Annotated in this window: 21 protein-coding genes and 1 tRNA gene; 13 read left to right on the forward strand and 9 right to left on the reverse strand. The window is 57.2% G+C overall.

The features are described from left to right. Positions 1-197: 197 nt before the first annotated feature. Positions 198-1,451, reverse strand: a complete 1,254-nt coding sequence (locus tag AAE029_RS34585) for a hypothetical protein (protein ID WP_371077462.1) — start codon at positions 1,449-1,451, stop codon at positions 198-200. After that, positions 1,448-2,515, reverse strand: a complete 1,068-nt coding sequence (locus AAE029_RS34590; protein ID WP_371077463.1) for a glycoside hydrolase family 5 protein — start codon at positions 2,513-2,515, stop codon at positions 1,448-1,450. The genes AAE029_RS34585 and AAE029_RS34590 overlap by 4 nt, the downstream gene beginning before the upstream one ends. A gap of 159 nt (positions 2,516-2,674) precedes the next feature. Here AAE029_RS34590 and AAE029_RS34595 point away from each other — a divergent pair, with 159 nt between their 5' ends. The 6 genes from AAE029_RS34595 (at position 2,675) to AAE029_RS34620 (ending at position 9,321) form a co-directional block, all read left to right on the forward strand. After that, on the forward strand, positions 2,675-4,294 hold the full coding sequence (locus AAE029_RS34595) for a GumC family protein (RefSeq protein ID WP_371077464.1): 1,620 nt from the start codon (positions 2,675-2,677) through the stop codon (positions 4,292-4,294). A 123-nt stretch (positions 4,295-4,417) separates the two neighbouring features. Beyond that, positions 4,418-4,750 (forward strand): hypothetical protein, encoded by a 333-nt coding sequence (locus AAE029_RS34600; protein ID WP_371077465.1) that lies wholly within the window; start codon positions 4,418-4,420, stop codon positions 4,748-4,750. A 340-nt stretch (positions 4,751-5,090) separates the two neighbouring features. Beyond that, positions 5,091-5,465 (forward strand): hypothetical protein, encoded by a 375-nt coding sequence (locus tag AAE029_RS34605; RefSeq protein ID WP_371077466.1) that lies wholly within the window; start codon positions 5,091-5,093, stop codon positions 5,463-5,465. Between the two features lie 402 nt (positions 5,466-5,867). Further along, positions 5,868-7,628 carry an ATP-binding protein gene (locus AAE029_RS34610; RefSeq protein WP_371077467.1) on the forward strand — a complete coding sequence of 587 codons (1,761 nt, stop codon included), beginning with the start codon at positions 5,868-5,870 and terminating at the stop codon, positions 7,626-7,628. 450 nt (positions 7,629-8,078) lie between these two features. After that, on the forward strand, positions 8,079-8,627 hold the full coding sequence (locus AAE029_RS34615; RefSeq protein WP_371077468.1) for a Panacea domain-containing protein: 549 nt from the start codon (positions 8,079-8,081) through the stop codon (positions 8,625-8,627). Beyond that, on the forward strand, positions 8,605-9,321 hold the full coding sequence (locus AAE029_RS34620) for a hypothetical protein (protein WP_371077469.1): 717 nt from the start codon (positions 8,605-8,607) through the stop codon (positions 9,319-9,321). The genes AAE029_RS34615 and AAE029_RS34620 overlap by 23 nt, the downstream gene beginning before the upstream one ends. A 29-nt stretch (positions 9,322-9,350) precedes the next feature. Here AAE029_RS34620 and AAE029_RS34625 read toward each other — a convergent pair whose 3' ends face one another. Both AAE029_RS34625 and AAE029_RS34630 read right to left on the reverse strand, forming a co-directional pair. Continuing rightward, complete coding sequence (locus AAE029_RS34625; RefSeq protein WP_371077470.1) at positions 9,351-10,052, reverse strand: TIR domain-containing protein; 702 nt, start codon at positions 10,050-10,052, stop codon at positions 9,351-9,353. 141 nt (positions 10,053-10,193) lie between these two features. Beyond that, positions 10,194-10,850, reverse strand: coding sequence for a hypothetical protein (locus AAE029_RS34630; RefSeq protein ID WP_371077471.1), 657 nt, complete (start codon positions 10,848-10,850; stop codon positions 10,194-10,196). A gap of 159 nt (positions 10,851-11,009) precedes the next feature. On the opposite strand from AAE029_RS34630, the gene AAE029_RS34635 reads away from it, so the two are divergent. The 4 genes from AAE029_RS34635 (at position 11,010) to AAE029_RS34650 (ending at position 17,982) form a co-directional block, all read left to right on the forward strand. After that, positions 11,010-11,591 carry a recombinase family protein gene (locus AAE029_RS34635; protein WP_371077472.1) on the forward strand — a complete coding sequence of 194 codons (582 nt, stop codon included), beginning with the start codon at positions 11,010-11,012 and terminating at the stop codon, positions 11,589-11,591. 706 nt (positions 11,592-12,297) lie between these two features. Next, positions 12,298-16,146 (forward strand): hypothetical protein, encoded by a 3,849-nt coding sequence (locus AAE029_RS34640; RefSeq protein ID WP_371077473.1) that lies wholly within the window; start codon positions 12,298-12,300, stop codon positions 16,144-16,146. Further along, positions 16,143-16,640, forward strand: coding sequence for a hypothetical protein (locus AAE029_RS34645; protein WP_371077474.1), 498 nt, complete (start codon positions 16,143-16,145; stop codon positions 16,638-16,640). Before AAE029_RS34640 ends, AAE029_RS34645 begins: the two co-directional genes overlap by 4 nt. Before the next feature lie 208 nt (positions 16,641-16,848). After that, positions 16,849-17,982 carry a hypothetical protein gene (locus tag AAE029_RS34650; protein ID WP_371077475.1) on the forward strand — a complete coding sequence of 378 codons (1,134 nt, stop codon included), beginning with the start codon at positions 16,849-16,851 and terminating at the stop codon, positions 17,980-17,982. Between the two features lie 584 nt (positions 17,983-18,566). Here the strand turns inward: AAE029_RS34650 and AAE029_RS34655 are convergent. Then, the gene (locus AAE029_RS34655) at positions 18,567-19,391 is read right to left on the reverse strand and encodes a hypothetical protein (RefSeq protein ID WP_371077476.1); all 825 of its coding nucleotides are present in this window, start codon (positions 19,389-19,391) and stop codon (positions 18,567-18,569) included. Positions 19,392-19,505: 114 nt separating this feature from the next. On the opposite strand from AAE029_RS34655, the gene AAE029_RS34660 reads away from it, so the two are divergent. Continuing rightward, complete coding sequence (locus AAE029_RS34660) at positions 19,506-19,745, forward strand: hypothetical protein (protein WP_371077477.1); 240 nt, start codon at positions 19,506-19,508, stop codon at positions 19,743-19,745. Between the two features lie 12 nt (positions 19,746-19,757). Here AAE029_RS34660 and AAE029_RS34665 read toward each other — a convergent pair whose 3' ends face one another. The 3 genes from AAE029_RS34665 to AAE029_RS34675 form a co-directional block, all read right to left on the reverse strand. After that, positions 19,758-21,416, reverse strand: coding sequence for a tyrosine-type recombinase/integrase (locus AAE029_RS34665; protein WP_371077478.1), 1,659 nt, complete (start codon positions 21,414-21,416; stop codon positions 19,758-19,760). Then, positions 21,416-23,074 (reverse strand): DUF6538 domain-containing protein, encoded by a 1,659-nt coding sequence (locus AAE029_RS34670; protein WP_371077479.1) that lies wholly within the window; start codon positions 23,072-23,074, stop codon positions 21,416-21,418. The genes AAE029_RS34665 and AAE029_RS34670 overlap by 1 nt, the downstream gene beginning before the upstream one ends. Positions 23,075-23,185: 111 nt before the next feature. Further along, positions 23,186-23,270: transfer RNA gene (locus tag AAE029_RS34675), tRNA-Leu, on the reverse strand. A 281-nt stretch (positions 23,271-23,551) separates the two neighbouring features. Between AAE029_RS34675 and AAE029_RS34680 the strand changes: the two genes are divergently transcribed. Beyond that, entirely contained in the window at positions 23,552-23,986 is a 435-nt protein-coding gene (locus AAE029_RS34680; RefSeq protein WP_371077480.1) for a BA14K family protein, read from the forward strand. Here AAE029_RS34680 and AAE029_RS34685 read toward each other — a convergent pair whose 3' ends face one another. Next, a complete protein-coding gene (locus AAE029_RS34685) occupies positions 23,987-24,280 on the reverse strand; it encodes a SelT/SelW/SelH family protein (RefSeq protein ID WP_371077481.1) in 294 nt (97 codons plus the stop codon). It lies immediately after the preceding gene. Positions 24,281-24,473: 193 nt separating this feature from the next. On the opposite strand from AAE029_RS34685, the gene AAE029_RS34690 reads away from it, so the two are divergent. After that, on the forward strand, positions 24,474-24,926 hold the full coding sequence (locus AAE029_RS34690; protein WP_371077482.1) for a DoxX family protein: 453 nt from the start codon (positions 24,474-24,476) through the stop codon (positions 24,924-24,926). The last annotated feature ends 430 nt before the right edge of the window (positions 24,927-25,356 follow it).

A 25,356-nucleotide genomic window follows, 5' to 3' on the forward strand; every position in this document is an offset into this window, starting at 1 on the left:
AGACTCAATGCCACCTTTATAACCCTTGACCACAAACTCCTCATGTGAGGGAGGTTGGGGAGGCTTTCGCCTCACGCAACTGGCTCCGGAATACGGGTGGCTTGGTAAAGGTTCTGCCGTTTCCGAGATCCCCCACGTGGCGCTTCACGGACGCCCTATCTCGTCCATCACGACGGACAACCTGTTGAAAGCTCAAACTAGAGCGTCCTTTGCGCGTTCGTTTGAATGCGCGGCGCCCTAAGAAACATCGAATCTCCTTGGGCGGCCTTCATGTATCCGGCAAGCAACCAAATCAGGCCGGCGGTCTTCATTGAAAAGACCGCGGTGGAGCCGATCATAAGGTTCAAGAACATGAAGAGCGACAGGGCATGGGCGTAGCGGCGCTGGTTCGGGGTCTGGCCCGCCGGAAAGAAGGAGACGAAAAGCCAGAAAAAGATCAAGCCGAAGATGGTGGCAGCATAGATGATGTAGACATAGCCGCTGTCGGCAAATTCCGGCACGTGGGTAATCGACAGGCCGAGTATCGCCGAAAAATCGATGCCGAGCATCTTGTTGACCGTGAAGACGATGCGGCCGACGAAATTGTCGCCGGTGGCGTCGGGCTTCATCGCATGAACGATGAAACCCGCGACAATGATCAGCGGCATCAGGAAAAAATCGAAGATCTTCGGGATCAGAGGATAGATGAAATAGCCGACGAGGCTGACGATCGAGAAGATGAGCATCGTCCGGGTGTTGTTGGTGACCAGGATGAGAACGATGGTCAGGATGAACAACGCCCGTTCCGGCGTTTTAAGACGGTCCCAGAAGCAGATCGCGTACATCACCATGACGCCGCAGAAATTGGCGAGCGACACCTGTTCCAGAAAGATCGACGATGAACGATGGCTGATGATGCCGAAGGAAAAGCGCCCCTGGAAGCCGAGCGCATTTCCGAAGAGACCGGAATTGTCATAGGTCGGCGGCGCAAGCCCGCGGGTATTCTGGAAATATTCCGCCGGATGGAACAGCGCCACATAGGCGGGCACCGAGATCATCTCGATGATGAGGACGATGAGCACCACCGCGCAGCAGATCCTAAAGGTAAGCATCATCGTTTGCCGGTTTGCCCATTTGCCGAGGAGGGCAAAGCAGAAGATGATCAGGATATTGCGCAGATAATCGATGAAGGGCGCCCTGTTGACGACGATCATGTAGATCGTGATCACCACTGTCAGCAGGAGGTAGGTAAGAACCGGAAGATCTTCCTCGTAGATTCCCTTCCTCAGGATGAAGAGGAGGGAGACGCCCATCAGCAGGCCTTCGCTCATGACAATGGCGGCCGTGGAAAGCGGCATGATGTTGTGGTTGATGAAGGCGAGGATGCAGTTGTAGGTGACGGAGAGCACGCCGACGCTCAGGATCAGCCAATCTATGCCTGTCTTGGGGTTGGCTTGCGTGTCGCTCTTCATTTCGCGATCGTCCCACAAGCCTTCGCGTCCGCGGCCGGCTCATTCGCTGCGGCAATCAACGCCGCCATCTGTTTCCGGTCTCTGCCGCCATGAGGCTGTACATTGAGCGGTTCGCTTTCGGCCCACCAGTCTCCGCCCGCCCAATAGGTCCAGCCGAGCCAGACATCGCCGTTTTGTTGAATGGCATCCAGAACCTGCTTCAGCCCCGCAAGGCAGGCATCGTCCTGTGAAACCCCGAATTCGCCGAGGAAGGCGCGCTGTTTGTGTTCCCGCAGCCATACGGTCATCCGGTTGATGGCGTCAAGCGCGCCGTCGGCCTTCGAGCAGGTCGGGTGCGTGCCGGAAAAATCCTCGTCGAAATATTGATGAACGTCGAAGGCGAAATTGTTTCGCGGATCCTTGACATCAAGCATGACCGTCGCATTGGCGCCGCCCGGCATGTCCGTCTGCCAGGAATGTGCCCCGGTCCAGTTGGTGCCGGGCACCAGGATCAGGTTTTTCGCGCCCACCGCCCTTATGCTCCTGATGGCCGCGTTGGCCGCCCGCAGCCAGGCATCCGCCGGCATGTCGTGCGGTTCGTTCATGAGGCCGAAAATGACGCCGTCCTGATTGGCGAATTCGACGGCGAGCCGCGCCCAGAAATCGGCGAATGCCAGCACTGTCACCGGCGCCTTGCCGATCTGGTCCTTGCCGTAGACGGCGTAATTGTGCGGATCGAGCACCACGGTCATCTTGTATTTGCGGATAAGCGCGACTGTGTCCGTCAGTCGTTGCAGCTCATCGCCGTCGAGCCGGTCTTTAAGGCGCGGCTGCAGCCGTTCCCAGCGGAAAGGCAGCCGGACGGTATTCATGCCCTTCTTTGCGAAGTAGCGGACGGTTTCCTCCGACGGATAGATGTAGTTGGTGCCGTAGGCGCCGCCCGGTTCCCCAAACTCCGCACCCGAAAGATTGACGCCGCGATAGCAGACCGGCTGCGCGCCGGATGCGGCCGCACTGTCACCTTCGGCAAGCGGCGCCGCCGTGAGCGCCAGGCCAAGCAGAAACCACCGGACTTCCCGGGCCATCGTCTTTCTCCGTCGTTCCGCTTGCTGGCGCGGGTGTCATCGCTGTGGGGTCTTCACCCTCATGGGGTGAGGCAACTTTAACGGTCCGTTAGCTAAGAATTTCTAAAGTCGAAGCGATCTTCGCACATATTCATCCTTCGCAGACGGCGAAACTCTGACATGACCTCATACATCAACAACAGGGTGAGCCGTCTTCCCGCATGGCGAAGCAACGAACCGCCTGAGGCGGTGTCGGAGGCTGCTCTTCCGCGCGGTCCTTTCATCAAACCTGCCGATTTTGCAAGGGTAGAGGAGCCTGCGGAAGGTCCCGTGCGGGACGCGGCGCCTGTCCTGGAGGAGCGGATCCCTTCTCCGCTGCCCGTGCGCGAACCGGCTGTGCGCGATGTCAGGGAGCATGAAACGGCTGAAACCAAGCCCGCCGCGGACATCACCCCCGCCGTGCCGGACGGAGCGCCGCTTCTCGACACCCGATCGGTCATCTCCGCCATCTGGAGCAGAAGACTGCTTATTCTCGCCCTTGCCGCTGCCGGTGCGGTTCTCGGCGCAGGCGTAATGCCGCTTCTGCCGAAGAAATTCACCGCCGCCAGCACGCTCTATTTCGATCCGCGCCAGGTTGGGCTGTCGGATACGTCCCAGAATTCCGTCTCGCCCGAGATGATCTCGACGATGATCGACAGCCAGGTGCAGATACTGACATCGGGCAAGGTGCTGCGGCGTGTGGCCGATGCGCTGAAGCTGAACGACGATCCGGAATTCGGGGGCGGAAGGGGCGACGCCACCTCCGCCTATCTCGTCGCCGACGCCCTTCAGAAGGCGCTCGTGATCGCGCGCGAGGCCGGTACCTATGTCGTCTCGCTCAAGGCGACCACGAAGGATCCGGCAAAATCGGCGCGGATCGCCAATCAGGTCGTCACATCCTTCCTGCAGGAGGAAAATTCGGCCTCCTCGAACCTCTACGAAAACACATCGAGCGCCCTCGACGGCCGTCTCACCGATCTGCGCCAGAAGGTCCAGGATGCCGAACAGGCGGTCGAGACCTTCCGCGCCGACAACGACATGGTGACGGCGGACGGCAACCTGATATCCGATCAGCGCCTGACCTCGCTCAATGCCCTTCTCGTCGCCGCGCAGGACAAGACTATCCAGGCCAAGACCCGCGCCGATGCCGCCTCGAACCTCAGTTTCGAGGATGTGGTAAGCGGCAACGGCTCGTCGGATACGGCCGTCTCGTCTTCCCTCGTCAGCCTGCGCCAGCAATATGCCGCCCTTGCCGCCACTGTCGGCAGCCTCGAGACCCAGCTCGGCACGCGCCACCCGCGCCTGCTCGCCGCCCGCTCGTCGCTCGAAAGCCTCGCCGACGAAATCCGCAACGAGCTTCGCCGCCGCGCCAGCTCGGCGCGCGCCGAATACGATCAGGCAAAGAAGGCCGAGGATGCGGTCGCCAAGGAACTGGCGGTGCAGAAGGCCCTGCAGGTCAACAGCTCCGACAAGCTCGTTGAACTCAACGAGTTGCAGCGCAAGGCGACCGCTGCCCGCGAGATCTACGAGACGGTGCTGAAGCGCACCAGCCAGACGAGCGAGGAGCAGAACCTCACCCAGAACAACATCCGCGTCATCTCGGAAGCCGAGCCTCCGGTGAAGCCGGACGGCCCCGGCAGAAGCGTCCTAATGATCGCGGGCCTGATGGGCGGCCTTTTCGCGGGCTTCGGCTTTGGGGCAGTCTTCGCGGTCTTTGCAAGCCTCTTCCGCCATCCGGTGATCAGAAGCTATTTTCGCTGATGCGTGCGGAAACGCCTTCGGTAACGCAACTGTCATGACGTCCGCCAGCGCCGCGCTTGATAGGCTGCCGCCACATGCCTAGATAGAAGTATATTGATAGGATTGTTTATTTCGCAGGCGGCCATGCACTCCATTAACCTGAAAATCGCCCTGGGACTTGTTCTCGCCGCGCTTTTTGCCGACGATGCCGCCGCCACGAACTGGAAGCTCCCGCCCGAGGAAACCGCTGTCGAACCGCTCTATCCCTACAAGGATCTGCCGGGCGTGAAAGCCCAGCCTCCGCTGAAGGAAGAGGAGCAATATAGCTGCCGGACGCAAACCGAATTCTTGAGACGCCGTGGCGACATCATTTTCCGCTCCGGCATGCCGACGCTGATGTATGTCTGCGAGCGCGATGGGGTTGTGTCGCATGGGAACAAGGTGCCGTTGCGGGGGCATTTTCAGCCGGTGCGGTGAGCGAATGGTTTTCGCATTCCACGACTCCGAATGTAGCAGATTTCTAAAGGGAAATGCTGCCCAGAAGAGGCGTAGTACGCCAATATGAACTGACTCAACGTCGAGCGCCTGTCGGCCCATCCTTGCGAGTTCGTTGCGTTCGCTGCGCCGCGCGGTTCAAGGATCATGCAGCTGACGGATTCCTCCCGGCGACGTTGCCACTATTGCCCATTAAAAATCAGATACCGACGGAGCTGCATCTTAAGCTTTGGAGGTTTTTGCATCAGCGTCGTCAGCTGTATTCAACCTTCGGTTTACAAATGCTCGGTACAACATCGAAGACATGTGATGAGGAAAAATAATGTCCTTCGAAAGAACGCGCCTTTACTCTGAAGCTTTTTTACAAGATCACCAAGACTTCACGCCTGCGGAGCAGGAGTTTTTCAAGCAGCATTTTTTTTCGATGCGCGAGAGGGTGGAGCCGCTAGTGGCCCGTGTGTTGAAGGATATGCCCGGATACACCGTACATGACATAACTCACCTTGATGCCCTCTGGGAAACCGCAAGCCTCGTAGCGGGCGATGATCTTTCCTTGAATCCTCCAGAGGCATTTGTTTTAGGTGGGGCGATACTGCTACACGACGCTTCGATGACCCTCGCAGCATACCCGGGCGGAATTAACGACCTTAAGAACCTTCCTGAATGGAGAGACTTCGTTGCCATCGCCACGTCTTAAAGAACTGGACCGCCAGACGAGAGTGTAGTTGTAACCAACGTTCTCAGGGCTCTCCATGCGCAAAATGCCGAAAGGCTCGCTCTTCAAGGCTGGCCAAGCCCTGGGGGAACGGGCGTCGAATACCTGATTCAACATAATGACTTAAGGCGATTCTATGGCCCAGCGATCGGGATTATCGCGTATAGCCATTGGTGGCCGCTTTCGGATGTTTCTAACAAACTCAATAGTCATCTCGGCCCCATGCCTCCATACACCAATTGCAGCGTTGACCGACTCAAACTTGCTTCGCTCCTCCGAGTTGCTGACGCGATTCACTTAGATCGTCGCCGTGCTCCACCTTTTGTTCGCGCTCTGGAAAGGCCGCACGGGATTTCAGACTTTCACTGGGCATTCCAAAGCAGATTGAGCTTTCCACGCATTGATGGTGATGCGCTTCAGTTCACCGCGGGCGAGCAATGCCCCATCAATGAATCGCAGAGTTGGTGGTTGGGGTTTGACGCGCTATCTTTAGCTGATCGTGAGTTGCGTGAGACAGATCTACTGCTTCGCGACCAAAGAAAAGTTGGTCTCAGAGTACGGCGAGTAAAGGGCGTGCAGGACCCGCGAGAGTTGGCTCAGGATGTTCCCGTAGCCGGATGGAAGCCAATCAACTCACCTTTCCATGTATCAGATGTACCTAGGATTATTAGTGTACTCGGAGGATCGAAGCTATATGGCAATGATTGGCGTGTGCCACTTCGTGAGCTTCTTCAAAATGCTGTTGATGCAATACAAGCTCGGCGGCGCTTGCAGGGTAGCGATGATATCGGCGTTATCGATGTAAAAATTCGAGAGCGCGAGGGCGCGTTCTGGTTGGAAGTCTCGGACGACGGGGTAGGAATGTCCGAGCAGGTTCTGACCCATAACCTCGTAGACTTTGGAAGTTCGCTGTGGCGATCTACGGTTGTTAGCAGAGAGTTTCCTGGGCTCGCCGCACGGGGTATGGACTCGATTGGGCGGTTTGGGATTGGCTTCTTCTCAGTTTTCATGATCGCGCGGGAAGTAAGGGTAACTACGTGCCGCTACGACCACGCCTCTTCGGACGCACTTGTTTTGCTATTTAACAATGGCGTCCATTCGCGCCCAATCCTTGCCCCGGCAGAGCCTAGTGATGCACCGCCATATGGAGGGACCTGGATCGAGCTGAAGCTGCTTTCCGACCCAATGGGTAAAAAAGGTATAGAGTTCGAGGTGGAGAGTGACGGCAGCAATCCGTCCTTTGCAACCTATCTACCAGAGAACATTCAAGCGAAAGATCTCAATCAATTAATAAGGCAAATTGCACCGTGTTCTGATACCCGAATACGAGTGACAGAGGGCGGCGTCACTTCAGTCGCGGTCGAACGCGATGATTGGACTACATGTACGCCACTGGGTTTAGGTGGCCGTATTAGTGATAGTCTGCCCAAAACACTTACAGAATATCTTCCTACCCTCATGAAACCTATTATCAATGCAGATGGTAAGACCATTGGTAGGGCAGCATTGTGGCCTACGCGCAACTATAAAATGCAATTCGGTGCTTTGGTTTCAGGCGGATTCAAAGTTCAAGGCCTTCCACACTTAGCTGGTGTATTGCTAGGTGATGTGAATACTGCAGTGCGAAACGCGGGTACGTTCAAAATGGACGCAATGGCATTCAAGAACTGGTCAACTGAACAAGCAAAGCTCGCGTCGAAAATGGCTCTTCCAAATGAAACGCTCGCCTTGATGGCAGAAGTAGTACTTGAATTAGGTGGAGACATCGGGCGGTTTCCGATCGCTCAGCGCGATGATGATTGGTATAATAAAACTGAATTGAAGAAATATATTAAAAACGTAGACGAGGTTCGTCTATTTGTCGGGACTCCTACTTATGACGAGGACGATGAAGTTTCGGTAACCTCATTTGATCGAGGTTTTGAACTTGATTCTGAAGTATTTTCTTTGCCAACGCTGAGCTACTCATTTTCTCCTCAAGAGACGGTTGCAATCGGAATTCGGCCCTCGCATCTGCAGAGAGAATTTGAAGAAGTCTTGAACGCTTCATGGCGCGAATGGGAAGAGTATGAGGAATTTGATGTCATAGGCGAGGTTTACGGCAATGAAATTTCTCGGAGCATCACCATATACAAGCGCCTGTGATTGTCATTCAAGCAATCAATCACAGGTTTCTCTTGATCCCCACTATGCGCTTCCGCAAGTTGGCGGGACTACGCCTTCGGAATCGAGAGAACCGTTGGAGCCATCGAGCGGACGAGTCCAGCCGCATCTGCATCTTTACAGTGCGTCAAATCTGCAACTTATTTAAGAAGGCTTAACTATTTGATCTTGGTAGCGATCAAAAGGAAATGGTGCCCAGAAGAGGACTGCGCATTTTGGTCCTCTCCGCGTTGTTTTCATTGCATAAATTCACTGGGAGCGCAAGGGTTGTTACAAGGCTGCGTTTCAAGCGAGGGCTAGGTCCTTTGTCTCTCTGAAGTCGAATCGGGCACGGCGGCAATTATTAACGGTGTCCATGTAGGTTTTCGATTCGCATAGGGGCCTATTTGGTGTATGCGGGGCAAACTCTACGAGAGAGAAGAGCAATATGCCATGACCAGGGGATATGACCCACGGGCTGTAGCAAACCTCATGCTAGATGAAGCGGACAGGCTTGGCATTAGGCTCACCAACCTCTCTCTTCAGAAGTTGCTCTATTTTGCCCACGGCATCTACTTGATGCAAACCAAGCGCCCGCTCGTCTCCGGGTACTTCGAAGCATGGCAATACGGTCCAGTTCATCCGTCCACGTACCGTGCGTTCAAAGATGCAGGCCCCGCGCCTATCACGTTTCGAGCTGCTGGGCAGGACCCCCTCACCGGTCGCCGCCGTGAGATTGAAATCCCAAATGATGCCCGGCTGATAGGTTTGATGCAGCAAGTCCTCAACTCCTACGGGCGCATGCCTGCGGGCCGTCTTGTCGACTTATCGCACGCCAAGGACTCCCCATGGTCGTATGTGGTGGAGAGGGCTAGGGCAGAAGTTGCATTCGGCTTGCGAATCTCTGATAGTGTCATCATCGATCGATTCCGGCATCATAAGATGTCGATTGGTGCCGAGCCACTGTCTGGAGACCCGAGTGACGATACCCCTTTTGCCTGACACAGACCTAGCAAGAATAGCTCCCCTTTCTGAAGACATGAAGCGGGTCTATTTGAAGCAGATGAAGGCAGGCTTCGCCACGTTTTCCTACAAGCACGTTCGTTCTTGCTTCAACGATATCTTCAATGTCCAACCGGAGATGTTCGGCCCTTCTGAGCCGACGCCTTACGCGAAGATCGATGAGCGGCTTGTACGTTCCTGCAAGGCAGGCGACGAGCTAAAGAACAATCGGCAGATCGCAAAGGCGCTCCATGAGTTCGCAGTCTCCGGCGGCATTACGGGCAGACACCACGAGTTTTTCCCGTTGGCCATGGGGATCGGACGGAAGGTGACCTTCTGGCTGCCAATGATTTTGGCGTTTGAAGAACAGCCCTATGCGATCTTCATTGATCCTCGACGCAGCAAAGGATTGACTGAAGCCGGTAGACGCTTTGCGTTCTCCATGATGCATGAGCGCATCCGAGCAGCCGATGAGGACTTTTCAAATATCAACCTCGGTATCATCCGCTTCCAGGACAACGACGAAGGGGAACGGTCGGCTAGGCTGCACACCGATCAAGGCGTTGAGCTCTATTCTCTTGATGAGTTAGAAAGCATGGTGGCATCGACCTACCGCATTTGGCAGGAGATCTATGAAGAGCGTGCGGCGGAGACTCGGCGCAAGGGGACCGGCACGGGCGGCGGGATGTTCTAACCGCCCTGCCTTCAGCCAATCACTAGCTGTTAGACTCGCTTGAGGTCTATGGGTATGCCCTTGCCGTCAATCTCCTTGGCAAGCGGAAGGGCGGCCTCTGAGACATCATTCTTAAACGGGATATAGATGAGCCCCTGGATATCACTGGGGCGCTCCATGTTTTCCTGCTGTTTCATAAGGACGGCCACCCGGTCTCGGCCGAGCTTCGTGAGCATCATGCCGAGCTCCAAGACGACATTCTGCCGCGCTCGATAGGCTTTCTCCTCTCCGTGGCCCGCTCGGTGCCCCTCGTCGTCTGGCGTGGCTAGGACAACGGCGAAACTTGCCTTACCCGCTGCGCTCTCCAGTTTTTCGATGATCGTTTGCCCGCCAGAGGTAAGCTGATCCAGGATAAGCGGATTGAGGCCCCAGCGCCGGAGCATGGCCTCCAGCTCGGTGCGGGCGGTACCATCGTGGCCGTAGACCACAAAGATATCCCGAGCAGGCAACGACGAGTTTGCGGGAGTGGGTGCCGCACCGCCTACTACTGGAGCCGGAACCGGTTGGCCAAGAACGGTCCTGACAGCGGCTTGGTTCTGACCTTGCACCACTACCTTAGAGGTGTCGTAGAGCTGGACAATCTCGCCTCCGGTGCATCGAATATCCCAACCCTTGTCGTTGTTCATCCGGTCAGCCGTCTTGATCTGAAATCCATTCGTTTGAAGCAGGTTTACCAAGTCGTCTTTATTCACTTTGTGCTGTCTCCTCGACTAAAAATAGGGGTCACATATGCGAGACGTGATCACGTAGCAGCGGCGGCGGGCTTTCCCCCCGTGCCCCTCCCATGGGACCCAATGCGGGCATGAAGCCGCCTCCAGGCCCACCTCAAAACCTCATGCAGCCACGCTCGCCAACATTCCTTCGATCCGTAGTAAACCTGAAAGGGCAGCTAGGTCTCTGGTTGGTGCGGGGACCACCACTGTCTGCATTGATCCGCTGACCAACTGTACCAATCCTGTCCGTAGGAGCGCGTGAGCATAGGACGTAGAGGCTGCTGGAATTAACCCGTATTGCTGCTCCAATATTCCAGTGCAGGCTGACCAAAACGCTAGAGCTGGATTTTGTGCTGAGCCTTCTAACGGCGTCTCGTCCATCTGCACACGCTGCATCACCCCCAGCACAATGACCTCTTCGCGCCGCAGGCCCGCAAGCACGTCCGCCCAGCGCAAGAAGTCCTCAGCGTAGAGCCCAAGACCTTCAGCGCTTCCCACGATCACCCTAGCGAGTAGCCGCAGATTGAGCCTTGCCGCTCCCTCTTCGGCGGCTCGCATATAGCGATAAGTTATTGCAGCGGCTTCGTCAGCGTCATGGAATTCAATTGGGGTGCGGCCCTGCTCGATTTCATGGAGCAGAACGTCGCGGGCAGTGCTAGCGCGTTTCTGCATCAAGGCACGCAGGGACAAAGTGCCAATGACGGGCACGGTGGAAGCGAGAGGGTTATCAATAGATGCCATGTAGTCGGCGGCGAGTGCACCAAAAAGCTCTAACATTGTTTGCTCCTGATTCCGGATCGGATACTGGCCACAGCTCCGCTCAGATGCAAGGCGCTTGAATGGTCTCAAAAAGTATACGTTGTGAGAATGTTTCTTGACGTGTCTCAATTCGTGTCTCATAAGTAGCGCATTGAAACGTCTTAGAGGATATGAGACATGACGATGGTTGCCTACATCCGCGTATCGTCCATAGGGCAGAGCCTGGAAGTGCAGCGAGACAAGATGCTGGCCTTGGGTGTTGAGGCTGACCACATCTTCGAAGAGAAGCGCTCAGGGGTCGATAGCAACCGGCCCGCCCTCAAGGAGGCTTTGCGCTTCGCCCGCAAGGGGGACACCTTTGTAGTCACCAAGATTGACCGATTGGCCCGCTCAGCGACAGACCTCCTAAATATCGTCAATGAGCTGAAGGCTAAGGGCGTTGCCTTCAAGGTCCTAGACCAAGACATCGACACCAGCTCACCAGCGGGCCGGGCCATGTTGCAGATGCTTGCTGTGTTCGCTGAGTTCGAGACGGCCATAAGGTCAGAGCGCCAGATGGACGGCATTGCGAAGGCCAAGGCTGACGGCACCAAGTTTGGCAGGAAGCCACAAGCCACAGAGGATGTGGTCTCAGAGATACGCAGGATGCGAGCTGAGGGGCTTCTCATAAAGGATATCATGAAGGCAACCAACCTCAGCAAGGCAACCGTTTACCGGGCATTGGGCGGGGCTGAGGGGGAGACCAGCAGCCCGGCTTAGGGGCTGGGGTCTAATTCCCTTCATATAGGAGAGAAGCTCGCCTTGCTTAACCCATTCGGCGGGCTTTTTGTTTGGCCTCTCGCAATTCCCGCATTATCGGAAAGAACCGGCTGGCAGAGGTAGGCTAATTCCCTCCGTATAGCACACCTATAGATGCAAAAGCTCATCAGAGACCATATCGGTGATTGCCGAATTGGTTCGTTGGTGTGCCGCCTCTTGGAAATTTTTTCGGTAAACTCATGATTGTAGACGTAGGGCAATCCGTTATTTACGAAGGGAATTAGATTTCCCTGCTAAATCAATAAGCCTTCTCCCGCCATGCGTGCATTGATACTCACGCAACACTTGACGGCGAACTTGCCGCTGTGATCTAAACTACCGCTACAGAGAAAATAGTCACACCGAGAACGGCCATTAGGGAAAACCCCTCGTGTCCGGAGGCTTCTCTGTGCCTGCCGTACTGGCTGTTTGCCAGCTTTGCGGTGGTCTCGTCGTGGAAATCTAAACGGGTGCATCTCCACCACCCAGGTGGGCACCTCAAGCTAACCGTGCGGTCACCCTCACGCCTCGCAAGCAACCGGGGAACGCACCGAACACAAGGACGGATACCAATGCACCTACTACGTGTCAACCCACCCACCGGGCAAGGCCCAAGGGGTGATACCTCAGAAGACACCCAGGGAAGCAACAAGGGGCGGATAGCACGATGACCGAAAAGAGACAGCTATCCACCCCCCGGCAAGACACACCGGAGGACAACGAAGAGCTCCAGTTTGACCCCCAAGCGGCAGCTAACCTTATGGGGGCTATCCAGTCCGGCATCCAGGCCGTCCAAGAGCAGCAGCCTCCAGAGAGCCTTGGGGAAGCCCTACAGCAGGGCACCATGCAAGCTCCGGGGGTCTCCACCCCAGAAGGCGCTCCGATCACCGAGGAGCAACGGCTAGATGCTGCGGCTGCCGGTGGCGCTGCGCTGGCTACAGGCGGCTTGAAGTCTGTCTTTGAGACCAAGGACTTCTTGTTTGGCGATACGCCTCGCGAGCAGCAATCCCAGTGGCGGCAGAATGTTGAGGACCTTGATGCCCAGCTCAAAGCCGATCGCCCCATAGTAAACGGTCTGGCCTCAGGCATTGGGCAGTTCACCGTGGCTATGATCGGGCTCGGTAAGCTTGGAGCCGCCGCTAAGGCTCTCCCGTGGGTGGGCGAAACGCTTGCCTCCGGACAGGCAGCTGTGGAGGCCGTGAAGTATGGCAAGGCGGGGCTTGAGGCTGGCAAGGCGGCTCTCGCGGGTGCCATTGCGTTTGACCCCCATGAGGAACGCCTCAGCAATCTCATTCAGGACACCCCGCTGGCCAACCCATTCAATGAGTGGCTAGCAGCCAAGCCGGGGGATAGCGCCGCAATGGGCCGCTTGAAGAATGCCATGGAGAGCCTTGGGATGGATGCGGCCATCATCGGCACATTCACCGGGGGTCTTCGCATTTGGCGGTATCTCAAGGAAGGCAAGACGGCAGAGGCGAGCAGGGCAGTGACCCAGCTTGAGGCTGAACAACATGCCCATATAGCACAGGAGCAGCAGGCCAATGCAGGAGCAGTATCTGAGGTCAAACCGCAAGTGGAACAGGCGGATGGTCTACAGGCAGTACCTCAAGGTGATGGACCCAGTGTCCCAAACAATGAGGCAGATAGACAAATCGCGGCGGAAGCCCAGACCCCAGAGGCATCTCCAGAACAAGCTAATGCGGAGGCTGGCGGCAATCCTTCAGGGCTAGGACAACAAGCCGCCCAAACGGATGACATCCCCGCAGCTCCTCAGAGCGAGATCGCGGTAGAGGTTACAGCCAACCCCACAGCCGCCATGGAGGAGGCCGGGGTAGCCAAGCCCAAGCCGTTCCGCAATAAGGTGGACTTCCAGCCCGCCGAAACCAACAGCATCTTGGATGACATCCCGATGTCCCTTGAGAATGCTGAGAAGGACTGGGACCTCATGGAGAAGGCTGGGGGCTGGATGGGCACCTTGGACAGCGGCCAGAAGCTCTCTCCTGACATGGGCACCTTCTATGACCGGTTCCAGACGGACAACGATGTTGACCAGATGATTGAGCTGGCGGTCAACCACAAGGCCGAGGAGCTGGAGGCCCAAGGCTTCCGCGTAAAGCTCACTGACGCTAAGTTGCAGCGCCAAGTCCACGCATTCGCTGCCATGGTGGGAGAGGACCCGGCTGGACTTCTGGGCATCCTCCAGCAGGCCGGAGAGGCGAGCAAGACGCTTACCGCAAAGATGATCGTGGTGGGCTCCCTCACAGCCAAAGCCTTTCAGGATGCCTCGCTGCTGGCCATGCGCCGGAAGCTCGGGGATTACACCCAGTTTGGCAGTCTGGAGGCTATGGAGGCTGAGATTGCCAAGCGCTTCTCCCTCGCCACCACGCTCCTCAAGGTAACCGATGAGATACGCGCTCAGGGTGGCCGTACGGTGCGAGCCAATAGGGGCAGGCCCTTTGACCCATCTTTGTTCGAGGGTCTCAGCAAGGACCGCTTCTATGACCTGCTAGCCGAGGCACAGGGCAATCCCCAGAAGCTCAAGCAGCTGGCAGACCCATCGTTGTTCCGGAAGATCATGGACACGGTGAACTATATGCGTATCGCCAGCCTTGTGTCCGGCCCAAAGACCCAGCTCATCAACATCATGACGAACGGCTACATGGTCGGCATCAGGCCGATGGAGCGTATCTTGGGGTCTGTCCCCGGTGCCATCTCCGGCAGGGACGCCAGCAAGGCGCTCATCAAGGAGAACCTGCGGCAGTACACCTATATGGGTTCGGCCCTCATGGATGGCTTTGGGCAGGCCGTTAAGGCATTCACCCGCAATGACGGCTTGCTGCGGCCTCATGGTACCGAGGTCACGGGTGGACCTAACACCGCTTGGCAGGTTCCCGGTACGCAGGCCATCAATGGCAACTACTTCAAGCCGTGGGATAGCCTGCCGAATGTCATCCACAATGCCCTCAGCATCCCGCTCACAGCAGCCGGGGTAGCTCCTCGCCTCCTCGGTGGTGTGGACGAGCTGGTCAAGCAGACGGTCTATAGATCGAAGGTGGCAGCTCGGGCCTACATGGAGGGCACGGAGAAGGCCGTTGAGGCTGGGCTCAGTGCGAAAGCCTCCAAGGATTTCGTCAAGAGCTACGTCTCCCAACGGTTGGACAATGCGTTTGACGCAGAGGGGCGTGGTGTTGACCCTGAGGCTTTGCGTGAGGCCAACATTGCGACCTTCCAGCAAGACCTCCTGCCGGGCACGTGGGGGAAGAACGTCCAGACCAGCGTCGGGAATGATTCCACTGGCCTATTAAGGCTCGTTCTTCCCTTCATTAGAACTCCGACAAATATAATTCGGTACGGCTGGAAGATGACTCCAGGCTTGAACAGGCTTCAGGACGAGTATCGCCAGATGCTCAGCGGAAAGCTCGGGCATGAGGCTAAGGCGCAAGCAGTCGGACAGGTTACCATGGGCTACCTGTTCATGGGAGCTGCCGCGTACATCGGGGCTCAGGGCATGGTGACAGGTGGCGGACCTTCGAACCCTGAGCTTAAGGCCCAGCTCCTTGCCACAGGCTGGCAGCCGTACTCCATTGTCACGCATAATGACGATGGCACCAAGTCCTACATCCCGTTCAACCGCTATGACCCTGTGGCCTTGCCGTTCGGTATCATTGCGGACATCCAAGACGCCTATCACGTGATGGCGGACGATGCGGAGAACACCCCGGAGATTATGGACGCCATTGGCGCTCTCTCCATGTCTCTGGCCAAGCAGTTCACCTCCCGCACGTACCTGCTCAGCTTGAACCAAGCGCTTGAGGCTCTGAGTGATCCTGACAGGAATGGCCAGAGGTTTGCGGGAAGCATGGCCCAAAGCTTCGTCCCCTTCAGCGGGGCGACACGCCAGCTCTCTACGGACCCCTACATGAGGGACGCCCGGACGATTGCCGATAAGATGATGCAGGTCATCCCCGGCATGAGTGCAGACCTTCCGCCAAAGTACAACTGGCTGGGGCAACCTGTGCTCAATCGGCAGGGCTTGTGGTCTGACGACAACGGGACGCTCGTGGATCAGGAGACCCCTAGGCTTGGCCTTGAGGGTGGCTCTACGATGAGCCCTCCGTCTCCCAACATGGGCAAGGTGGACCTTAGGGACATCACCTTGGTCAACGGGCAGAACGCCTATGTGGAGTACCAGAAGCTTGCCGGACAGCCCAGCCCTAAGGCCCGCTCTCTGCGGGACACTGTGGCTAAGGCTATGCGGTCTCCATCATACCTCAGGGCTCCAGACGGTGATGTCGGGACGCGAGGCACAAAGCTGTGGCTCCTCAGCCAGTACGTCACGAAGTACCGTGAAGCAGCCGCGAAGCGCATCCGTGCGGACAAGAATGTGCGGGATGCCCTGCTGAAATCCCAGCGCAAGGTCGTGGACCACTACCGGCATCTCAAGGAAGAGCCCACGGAGGAGCAAAAGACAGGCGTACAAGCTATCATCGACGGCTTCGGAGCGGGCAACAAATGAGTGAGGCTGCACTCTTTAAGCTGTTCGTGTCGGTCGCAGGTGTGAACGCGGGCAATCGAAAATATCCGCAACATACGTGGTTGGTCTTTCTTGAGGATCACACGGGGCGGATTGTCTGGACGAACATGGACACGAAGCCGGAGGGCGTGGACGGCAGTCAAAGCCGCGTGCTTCACCTCGCCATTAGAGTGGCTGTGGATCACATTCCGGATAACTCTGAGGTCTTGCTTTTCGCTCCTCAGGAAGAGGTCTGGCATATATACCGAGTCTCCCGTGAGCAACGTCGTCAGGAAGATTACCGTGGATCTGACAAGAAGAGGCGCAAGCAGGCCGATATCATCCGGGATACTGACGATGAAACCGAGCGGCGAGGCATAACGCTGGCCGCAAGGGCCGTCGAACTGCACGATGAAGCCTTTAGGCTAAAAGAAGTCAGGCAGGGTGCACAGGATAGATGGGAAGCGTTGCGAGACACCTATAACACGGACTTCTAAGATGCTGGAGCCACTAGCCATCCGCTCCGGTTCCTCAGCGGAAAAGCCGTCTGTACGGCATTTTGATAGCTGGTTGGTGGCCAGTGGTGAAGCTCTCTCGGGTTTGGTGGCGGAACTGTTCGCTGCCATTCCCCAGCCGCCTACGATGCCCGGAAGGTCTCATAGGGCTGATGGCATTCGACGCCGCGCTGCTTGCCTTGAGACATTGGTGGCAAACCTTGCTGTCCTGGCCCTAAGTCCTTTGCCATATGCCGGGGTAGCCGTCTCTGTCGCCAACGGAAAGGCGAGTCGGTATGACAGGCCGGATTTCAACGTACCAACCCTTCGCACCTACATAGGGCACATGGAGCAACTGGGGGCGCTGAGCACCCTACCGGCAATATTCCGGCAGCAACGGACAATCATCGCGCCCACCCCCATGTTCACCGACATGTTGCAGCGGCATGGCGTCACCGCTGATGACTTCGGTAGGGCAATAGGCAGGGAGACGGTTGAGCTTTGGAGCAAGAGGACACGCATACGGGAGCGGCTAGACGGCACCGAGATAGAAGAGCAGACACGCGGCAAGGAGTTGGTGGACTACCAGGACACTGAAGAAACCCTCCGGCTACGGCGGGAAATGGAAATCATTAACAGGGTCTTGAGCAACGCGGACTTGCGGCTTGACGGCAAGCGAATGCCAGCCGCCCACATGGTCCGCAAATTCCGTATTGAACATCCAACGGACCCGCATGCTTTCAGTCGCCATGGACGGCTTTACGGTGGTTGGTGGCAGGACCTTAGCCGAGAGTACCGACATTTGCTGACCATAAACGGAGAGCCCGCGTGTGACCTCGACTACTCTTCGGCTTTCGTTCGGTTGGGATATCTCCGGCAGGGCATTGAGCCGCCGCCCGGCGATCTTTACGCCATACCCGGCTTGGAGGGGCACCGGGATGCGGTCAAGGAACTGATGGTGTCTCTGTTCTTCCGGCAAAGCGCGGCGAAGAAACTACCTAGAGGTATAGCCGAACGGTTGCCATCAGGCTGGACCATGCAGCGCTTCAAGGCTGCCGCCGTAGCACTCCACCCAGAACTAGCGCCGCTCTTCGATACGGATGTAGGCTTTGAACTCATGCACGCGGAAAGCCGCATGCTGGTCGCTGTGCTGCTGCAATTGGCGGGGCGTGGCATTGTCGCTCTCGGCATGCATGACGGAATCATGGTTGCGCAGTCGGCCCGTGAGGGTGCGATTGCCGCTATGGTTGAGACCAGTCGGGCGCAACTCGGCCATAGCCTTCCGGTTGTGGAGAAGGCGATTATTCGCCCAATGGCTGCTATACCTTCCGCTATGGACCTATAGCTACGGCCAAAGGGTATTGCCATTGTAGGCAGACCACAATCATCATTGGACCAACAGGGTGTAACGTAATGCGCAACATCTCGGTTGCATGGAGCCTACCTTGAGGCTGTTCCTTAAGCCATCTTGTTGACCACTGCACCCAGCAAGCAACACGGCAACCTCAATGCCAAGACCCCCAGCATCCTACCGGTTGCTCACAGTTACAACACTGATGATGGGGTCTAAGCGTGGATAGGGCAGCCACTTGCCAAGCAGCATGCCTACCCCTATGCCCAAGCGCATCGCTATTACCGGTTGACTTCCGCCAAGCTGGGTCTACGCATGTAGCGGCTACCAGCGATGCACCATGCTTGGTCCGTCTTCCAGAACGGGCACCATGCCTGCAACGAGCTTTCCATAGCTCTCACCCTCTCGGCTCGCTGGCTGTTGTGGTCAATGTACCAGCCTGCCGCCAGCAACAAGATGACAATGGGCATATATCCGGGAGCTTGCGCTATGCATCTCCCCATCCGGTAACCAGCCCGAAAGAGGCCCCAACCTTTTGGCTCTTGGTAATCCTTCGTTTCCACTGGAACCGGTTGCCCTTAAACGTTCTGCTCCTCGAAGACCTTCTTATACCAACCGAATGACAACACGTTGCGGCCATAGGGGGATACGGGACGAGCACGGGCTACGGAAGCTCTGCTCCTCTTCAGGCCAGCAATCCACGATCTGGCTTGGCTGATCCTCTGCCCCAAGTCCCCCTTCGGAAAATAGAGGCATTCACTGTCACACCACCACCATGGTTCGCCGTCCTTGCTCTTGTCAACGAGCGTCACCGTAAGCAGCACAGCGCCAGAGCAGCCGGGGACCGCTCCCAGGTACACCTCAATGGCACCTTTCCGCTTCGGCATAGAGCCAAGCATGCGGGTAAGCTCGGGGACGAACTTAAGCCAAGCCTCACGCTCCTCCTCAAAGGAAACCGTCATCTGTCTCCTTACGTCAACCACCTTGCCCATATCTTGGTCTCTGCTCATTGCCCCAAACATCCCTGCATTCTGTGCCAGTCTCTCAGCCACGGCCTTGCGCATCTTCGGCGGGACTTCCCCGGTAGCCAGCACCTCAAGAAATTCCCGTGTCGCCTTCGCTGCTTGCCGTCTCGTGAAGCCGCCCTCTGCGACGTTCTCAGCTCGCTCCCGAAGCAGGCTTAGGGCTGTGGCCGCATGCCCGCGTTTGGCTTCCTCCTCTGAAACTTCGAGATGAATGCTCGGGCGGTCGCTGTCCCAATCGGCCCAGACATCAAGGGAAATCAGATTGTTGCCGAGCGGGAGGGTTAGGCGCTGTGCCCACCGTCTGCCGTCTTTGGACAGCTTTATGTCTTCCAAAAGGTATGCGCCTCTAATTGATATGGCTGATCTGCTGGCACCCATCTTTTTGCTCCAGAACGCTAGGATTTATTCCTAGCAAACTAGGAACATATTAACTTCTTGCAGTCAACATCAAACTATGAAAAATTCATAGCAGGATAGAGATAGGATTGAGGAATGCTTACCACAGGAAATCAACTTCGAGCCGCCAGAGCACTGGCCGACATGGATCAAGGCACCCTTGCCAAGCGGGCGGGGCTAAACATCAACACGATTGGCGCGATGGAGAAGCGCGGCTCGGAGGTCCTCACCAGCGGGCTAGACAAGATACAAGCCGTAATGCGCGTGCTCGAAAGTGAAGGCATTGAGTTCCTAAACCACGGGCAGCCGGGCGTTAGGCTGAGGAAGTCACCATGAAAGTGCCGCCGCTCATTCTTGGACCGCTCTTATGTCCCATCGCGGAAATCTCTTAACGGCTGCCTCTTTGGCCTTGAGCGAGACGGTACCGTACTTTCTGCCCTCGCTTTGTGGCGCATGCCCACAGATCGCATCCAACACCTTCTCCTCAATGCCAGCCTCATTGCCCTTGGTCTTGAAGGTATGCCGCCAGCCGTGATTCGGGGCCACATTAGGGTCAGCCACGATGGTCCGCACGAACCGCCGTATGTTGTCCTTCTGGGTCTTCCATGTCTTCCGCAAGGTGGACTTGGGCTTGATCTTCAGGAAAAGCAAGTCGTCCGGCTCCTTGTAGCCCAGCAGGAAGTCCAAGAAGCCCATCTCGATAAGGTGAGCATGTAGCGGGACCTCCCGGAGCTCCTTGCCCTTCACCGTGCCAGCTTCAGGCGATATCGAGATAACCCACGAGGCTCCCACCTTCCGGAAGTCCTTTCGCCGTAGCTGGACGATCTCACCGACACGAGCCCCAGTGTAGGCACAGAGCCACGGGACCCAACGCTTGGCCCAACGCTGGCCGAGCGCTGCCCTAAGGATCGATAGCGCCTCGGCATCCGTGAAGTCTCGCTCCCGGAGTTTGACCTGCTTGCCTGTCTTTACGCGGAGGTCTCCCACGGGGTTGACGTGAAGCTTCCTATTGGCGACTGCCCAAGAGAATATGGTCTTTAGGGCTGCCAAGTCGCCATGCTTGAAGCTCCGCGCGGAGATGGGCCGCTTGGTCTGTAGGGAGGGAGTGGATAGCCGATGGTCCTTGTACCTCTGGATATCGCCCTCAGTGACCCGAGAGGCATCATCATGCTTCAGGAAGGTGGAGAACGTGCGGAAAGCCGACTTGTAGAGCTCGTAGGTGCCCTCAGCTCCACCGGAAGCGCTGTGCTCGGTCCACCAGCCTTCTAGGAGAGCATTGAGGGAGACCGAGACGCGGGGCTTGGTGGCCTCCTCTGGGGGCTCCCATCTCGGATATTTGGCAAGGTTTACGTCTGGGCTGAAATCACCACCAGCGATTCTAGCTCTGATCTTCAGGGCCTCGGGGAGGCAACGGCTGAGCGCGATAACCAGCCGCAACTTAGCTGCCGCCACTATCGTCGGAATGCCATGCCCGCCCAAGAGCGCATCGGCTACAGCGCCAAAGACAGCCATTGCGAACGTCTCGCCACCCTCTAGGGCCTGACGCTGGATGTCTTCGCTCAGAGCCGTAAGCCTAAAGGCCTCCCGGTCATAATCCTCGACAGGCCCGGAAGTGAGGCTCGCTATGTTGGGCGTGTATGCTGGAGCCACTGGGCTGTCTGGTTCTGCCGCCCACATGGCGTAGAACTCTCCGGCAAGCGCGATGGTCTGCCTATGGGTTAGCTCAAGCGGCTGCGCCGAGCGGACGGCTTCAAAATACCGCCCAAGGAAGAGCGTTGCGGCAACTTCCCTACGCCTTGCCTCTGCTGGGTCGCTGGTTTGAAGGGAGAACCGAATGTTTTGCGTGCTGGGTTTGACCGCACATGTAACCGCATCTCCGCCCTCTCCGAGCGGCACCACGATAACATGGCCTATTAGGGGGCCTCTGACATCAACGGGTATGCGCTGGACAAACTGAGGCACCCGCGAGCCTTTGCGGTAAGTGAGGTGTACCGGGCGTCTGGACATCAGTTGCTTATCTGTCCCGTGCTATACCGTGGGAATATCGCCATGGCGCTCACCTTGGCTTTCAGCGGTACAGTCCCGTAGCTTTCTCCCGTTGTTTCCGGGGCATGCCCGCAAATGGCATCCAGCGTGACGTTCTCAATGCCAGCTCCCCGGCCTCTGGTCTTAAAGGTGTGCCTCCAGCCGTGATTCGGGGCCACATTGGGGTCTTTGACAAACTCTCGGGCGAATTCGGCTAGCCGGTTCTTCTTGCTCTGCCAGACGCCACGGAACGTATTGCCGGGCTTTATGGTCATGAACAGGTAGCCGGGCTTGGCCGCTGCTACAAAATCCAGCAAGCCCATCTCAATAAGGTGCTTATGTACAGGCACCTCGCGGAACTCTTTGCCCTTCACGGTGCCAGCCTCGGGCGTGATATGCATCAGCCAAGACCCACCTTGCTGCCGGAAGTCTTCCTTGCGTAGCTGGACCAGTTCACCCAGTCGGCATCCGGAATAAGCGCAAAGCCACGGCACCCAGCGCTTGGCAAGCTCTGTCTGGTTGCGCAGCTTGGTGTGAGCCAATGAGTTAGCACCACGGAGGATGGCGCTCGCCTCCGCATCGGTGAAGTCCCGCTCCCGAACCTTGACCTTCTTGCCGAGCTTGAGGGTAACGCCCTTTGCGGGGTTGGACGGCACCTTGAGGTTAACCACCGCCCAATCAAAGACGCTCTTAAGGGCCGTCAAATCGCTAGCCTTCACGGTCTTTGCGGAGACAGGCTTCTTGGTCCTCGGATTGATCGCGGATAGGCGATGATCCTTATAGTTCACTACGTCCTGCGGGGTCACCCTCAAGGCGTCATCATGGCCAAGGAAGGTAGAGAAGAGGCGGAACGTGTTGGCATAGCTCTCGTGCGTGCTCTCGGACTTGCCAGCGGCCCTAGCCTCCTGCCACCACCCCTCAACAAGGCCAGTGAGGAAGACCTTTGAGCCGCTTTTGGACTGCGGTTTGTTCGGCTGCTCGGGAGGCTCCCACTTCGGAAATCGCAACAGGTTCTCGTCCGGGCTATAATCGCCCCCCGCCACCCTTGAGTTGGTCTGTATGCCTTCCAGCAGAGCTTTCCCGAAAGAGACTGCAAGCTTTCCCCGTGTTGCTTCGGTAACCTCCGGGATGCCCAGCTTAGCAAGAATATGGTCTATGTCTGGACCGTGGGCCTTTAAGAAGTAGCTCTCATCCGCCCCCTCGGCTTTCTCCCGTAAGCTTGCTGCCGCTGCGGCCAGCATCTCGGCTTCGTCCAAGCCATCGTCATCCCGCGTGGAGAACTCCCCAGTAGAGGGTGTGAGTGTCAGAGACCCTGTGGTATCCGGGCCTGATGCCCACGATTTGTAGAATTCTCCGGCAAGCGCCGTGATTTGCCGATGGGTTAACTGGAGGGGTCTGCTGCTGCGGACGGCTTCAAGGTATTGTTCCACATACGCCAGCGCCTCCGCTTGCCGCACCTTGGCCTCAACAGGGTTGGACGTGCGGAGCGAGAACCGAATGCTTTGTGTGCTGGAGGTCACATTAAAGGTCACCGTGCCATCAGCAAACGGAATGACGAGCGTCCTGCCAACCATTCGGCTGCGCAGATCGGCGGGAATGCGCTTTACGAAATGAGGATTACGGGAACCCTTGGAAGCCATCGGGCGGACGAGCCTTAGACGCATTTGTTACAGGCCTTTGTTACAAGGTACCAAATGCGCAACATATTGGGAAGGCTTAACTATTTGATCTTGGTAGCGATCAAATCGGAATGGTGCCCAGAAGAGGACTCGAACCTCCACGCCTCGCGGCACAGGTACCTGAAACCTGCGCGTCTACCAATTCCGCCATCTGGGCGACGGAGACGCATCTAAGGGGGCGGCGCTGCGCTGTCAACAGCGTTTTTGAAGTTTTCATGGCAATGTTGAAAAAAGCATCGGTGGGAGGCGGATTTGCATCTCCGCGCAAGAGCGGCGGATGTTCGCTTGGCTGAGCGGCTCGCGGCAGGGCTCACGGATTGTTGTCGTCCCCGGCCGTGCAATGGGAGGCTGTAAGTGTTAGATTACCACTTCCAGCGATTTCAGATCGTGAGGGCGGTGCGATTAATCTCCTGAAGAGATGCAAAAGGAGTTCGTCTTGTGACTGTTTTGCGTGGCATGATGCTCGGCTGTCTGATCGCCTCGGCGCCCCTGTTGGCGGAGGCCGCGCCGCCCGTTCCTGCGGTGGCAGGGGAGAGAAATCCCGCCATCGTCAATGCGCAGGTCATGTGCGATTATCGCGGCTGCTTCGGCTTCGGTCCGCAACAGTTTCATCGCCCCGCCTATATCCAGCCAAATTTCCGCCCGCCGGGCAATACGGCGCCGACCTATATCCAGCCGCGCGCCGCAGGCAAGCCGAGGCTCTATTACAACGTGCAGCCGCCGGCCGCGACCACATACCGTCCGCCGGCGCCGAACCTCGACACCCGTCATGTGCACTGGTGCCAATCGAAATATCGCTCCTATGAGCCGTCCCGCGATCGCTACATGACCTATCGCGGCACCTATGCGCGCTGCATGTCGCCCTATCGCTGATCAGCTTTCGAGGGATTGGCGGTCCACATGGCCGAGGTCGCGGCCGGGTTCGATGATGTCGCGCACCCGCTGCTTCAGTTCCTTCGGGCCGGGGAAGCCGCCGTCGCGCTTGCGCTCCCAGATGAGATCGCCATTGACACGAATCTCGAAATTACCGCCGGTGCCGGGAATGAGCGCCATTTCGCCGAGGCTGTCCGAAAAGGTCTGAAGCAGTTCCTGGGCCATCCAGGCCGCCCGGAGCAGCCAGTTGCATTGCGTGCAATAGAGAATGGTGATGCGAGCTTTTTCTGTCATGGCTGAATTCCTTTGTGTTTAGTAACATTTAGGCTGACTGGCCGGTGGCCGCAATTGGCGCTCACGCATCGATCACATAAAAGTCAACTTACCGAATCATGTTTTTATCGAAGAATGCCGGCTGCCCTCTTGTTTCAACGGCAAGGATTGCAGAGAGGATAATATATCGCACCGTACATATAAGAGGATCATCATGACCGACCTGACCACTGCTTCCCGTCCGGCCCTTATCATTCCGGCGCTCGGTTCCGTCTATGCCGCCCTGCAGACAGGGGCCGAGACCCTGATGCGCTTCGTGGCCGGCGCGCTTCTCATCACCCATGGCTATGGCAAGATTCTCAATCCCTTCGGTGCCGTCGGCATGGTCGAAGGGCTCGGCTTCTATCCCGGCGTCTTCTGGTCGCCGCTGCTCTCCGCGACCGAATTCTTCGGCGGCATCTTCCTGGCAATCGGCTTTCTGACCCGTCCGGCCGCGGTCGCCACGACGATCGTGCTGCTGGTTACCGTCTATTTCCACTGGATCGTCCAGGGCCAGGGGCTCGGCGGCGCGGAGAAATCCATCCTCTGGGCGGTCATCACGCTCTTCTTCGCGATCCGCGGCGCCAATGCGCATTCCGTCGACGCAAAGATCGGCAAGCAGTTCTGATCGTTGCTGCACGGATTGACTTAGGCCGTGCGTTCAAACGAGCGCACGGAGCTCTAATTCTTTGATTTCAGATGTGAGCTTTCGGGAGATTGTCTGTGTTGAGATCAGGCGGTTTTCCGTGAAGGGCGGCCTGAGGGCTGGCATAAAGGGCAAGCCCCGCCATGCGCGATTTCAATGCTCGTTGTCTGGCGCGAACGCTTCACCACCCTCCCTCATCTCTGTGCTTGTCACAGAGATCCAGCCGCCGTGCGTCGGCACGGCGAAAGGACTCCTGTCGGATGGCCAATTAGAGGGTTTTGTTTGAGCCTTTTAACGGGCAGAGCTATTCCAACGAGAGGACATCTCCATCCGCGAGCATCGCAAAGCGAGTCTCCCGCGCCGTAGACACGGCGCTGCTGGATCCCTGTGACAAGCACAGGGATGAGGGTGG

The organism is Sinorhizobium sp. CB7, assembly GCF_041357635.1.
Taxonomy (GTDB): Bacteria; Pseudomonadota; Alphaproteobacteria; order Rhizobiales; family Rhizobiaceae; genus Rhizobium.

Coding starts and splice junctions, on each gene's coding strand:
- AAE029_RS34585 (WP_371077462.1), bottom strand. CDS start 1,451: ATGAAGAGCGACACGCAAGCCAACCCCAAGACAGGCATAGATTGGCTG.
- AAE029_RS34590 (WP_371077463.1), bottom strand. CDS start 2,515: ATGGCCCGGGAAGTCCGGTGGTTTCTGCTTGGCCTGGCGCTCACGGCG.
- AAE029_RS34595 (WP_371077464.1), top strand. CDS start 2,675: ATGACCTCATACATCAACAACAGGGTGAGCCGTCTTCCCGCATGGCGA.
- AAE029_RS34600 (WP_371077465.1), top strand. CDS start 4,418: ATGCACTCCATTAACCTGAAAATCGCCCTGGGACTTGTTCTCGCCGCG.
- AAE029_RS34605 (WP_371077466.1), top strand. CDS start 5,091: ATGTCCTTCGAAAGAACGCGCCTTTACTCTGAAGCTTTTTTACAAGAT.
- AAE029_RS34615 (WP_371077468.1), top strand. CDS start 8,079: ATGACCAGGGGATATGACCCACGGGCTGTAGCAAACCTCATGCTAGAT.
- AAE029_RS34630 (WP_371077471.1), bottom strand. CDS start 10,850: ATGTTAGAGCTTTTTGGTGCACTCGCCGCCGACTACATGGCATCTATT.
- AAE029_RS34635 (WP_371077472.1), top strand. CDS start 11,010: ATGACGATGGTTGCCTACATCCGCGTATCGTCCATAGGGCAGAGCCTG.
- AAE029_RS34640 (WP_371077473.1), top strand. CDS start 12,298: ATGACCGAAAAGAGACAGCTATCCACCCCCCGGCAAGACACACCGGAG.
- AAE029_RS34645 (WP_371077474.1), top strand. CDS start 16,143: ATGAGTGAGGCTGCACTCTTTAAGCTGTTCGTGTCGGTCGCAGGTGTG.
- AAE029_RS34655 (WP_371077476.1), bottom strand. CDS start 19,391: ATGGGTGCCAGCAGATCAGCCATATCAATTAGAGGCGCATACCTTTTG.
- AAE029_RS34660 (WP_371077477.1), top strand. CDS start 19,506: ATGCTTACCACAGGAAATCAACTTCGAGCCGCCAGAGCACTGGCCGAC.
- AAE029_RS34665 (WP_371077478.1), bottom strand. CDS start 21,416: ATGTCCAGACGCCCGGTACACCTCACTTACCGCAAAGGCTCGCGGGTG.
- AAE029_RS34670 (WP_371077479.1), bottom strand. CDS start 23,074: ATGGCTTCCAAGGGTTCCCGTAATCCTCATTTCGTAAAGCGCATTCCC.
- AAE029_RS34685 (WP_371077481.1), bottom strand. CDS start 24,280: ATGACAGAAAAAGCTCGCATCACCATTCTCTATTGCACGCAATGCAAC.
- AAE029_RS34690 (WP_371077482.1), top strand. CDS start 24,474: ATGACCGACCTGACCACTGCTTCCCGTCCGGCCCTTATCATTCCGGCG.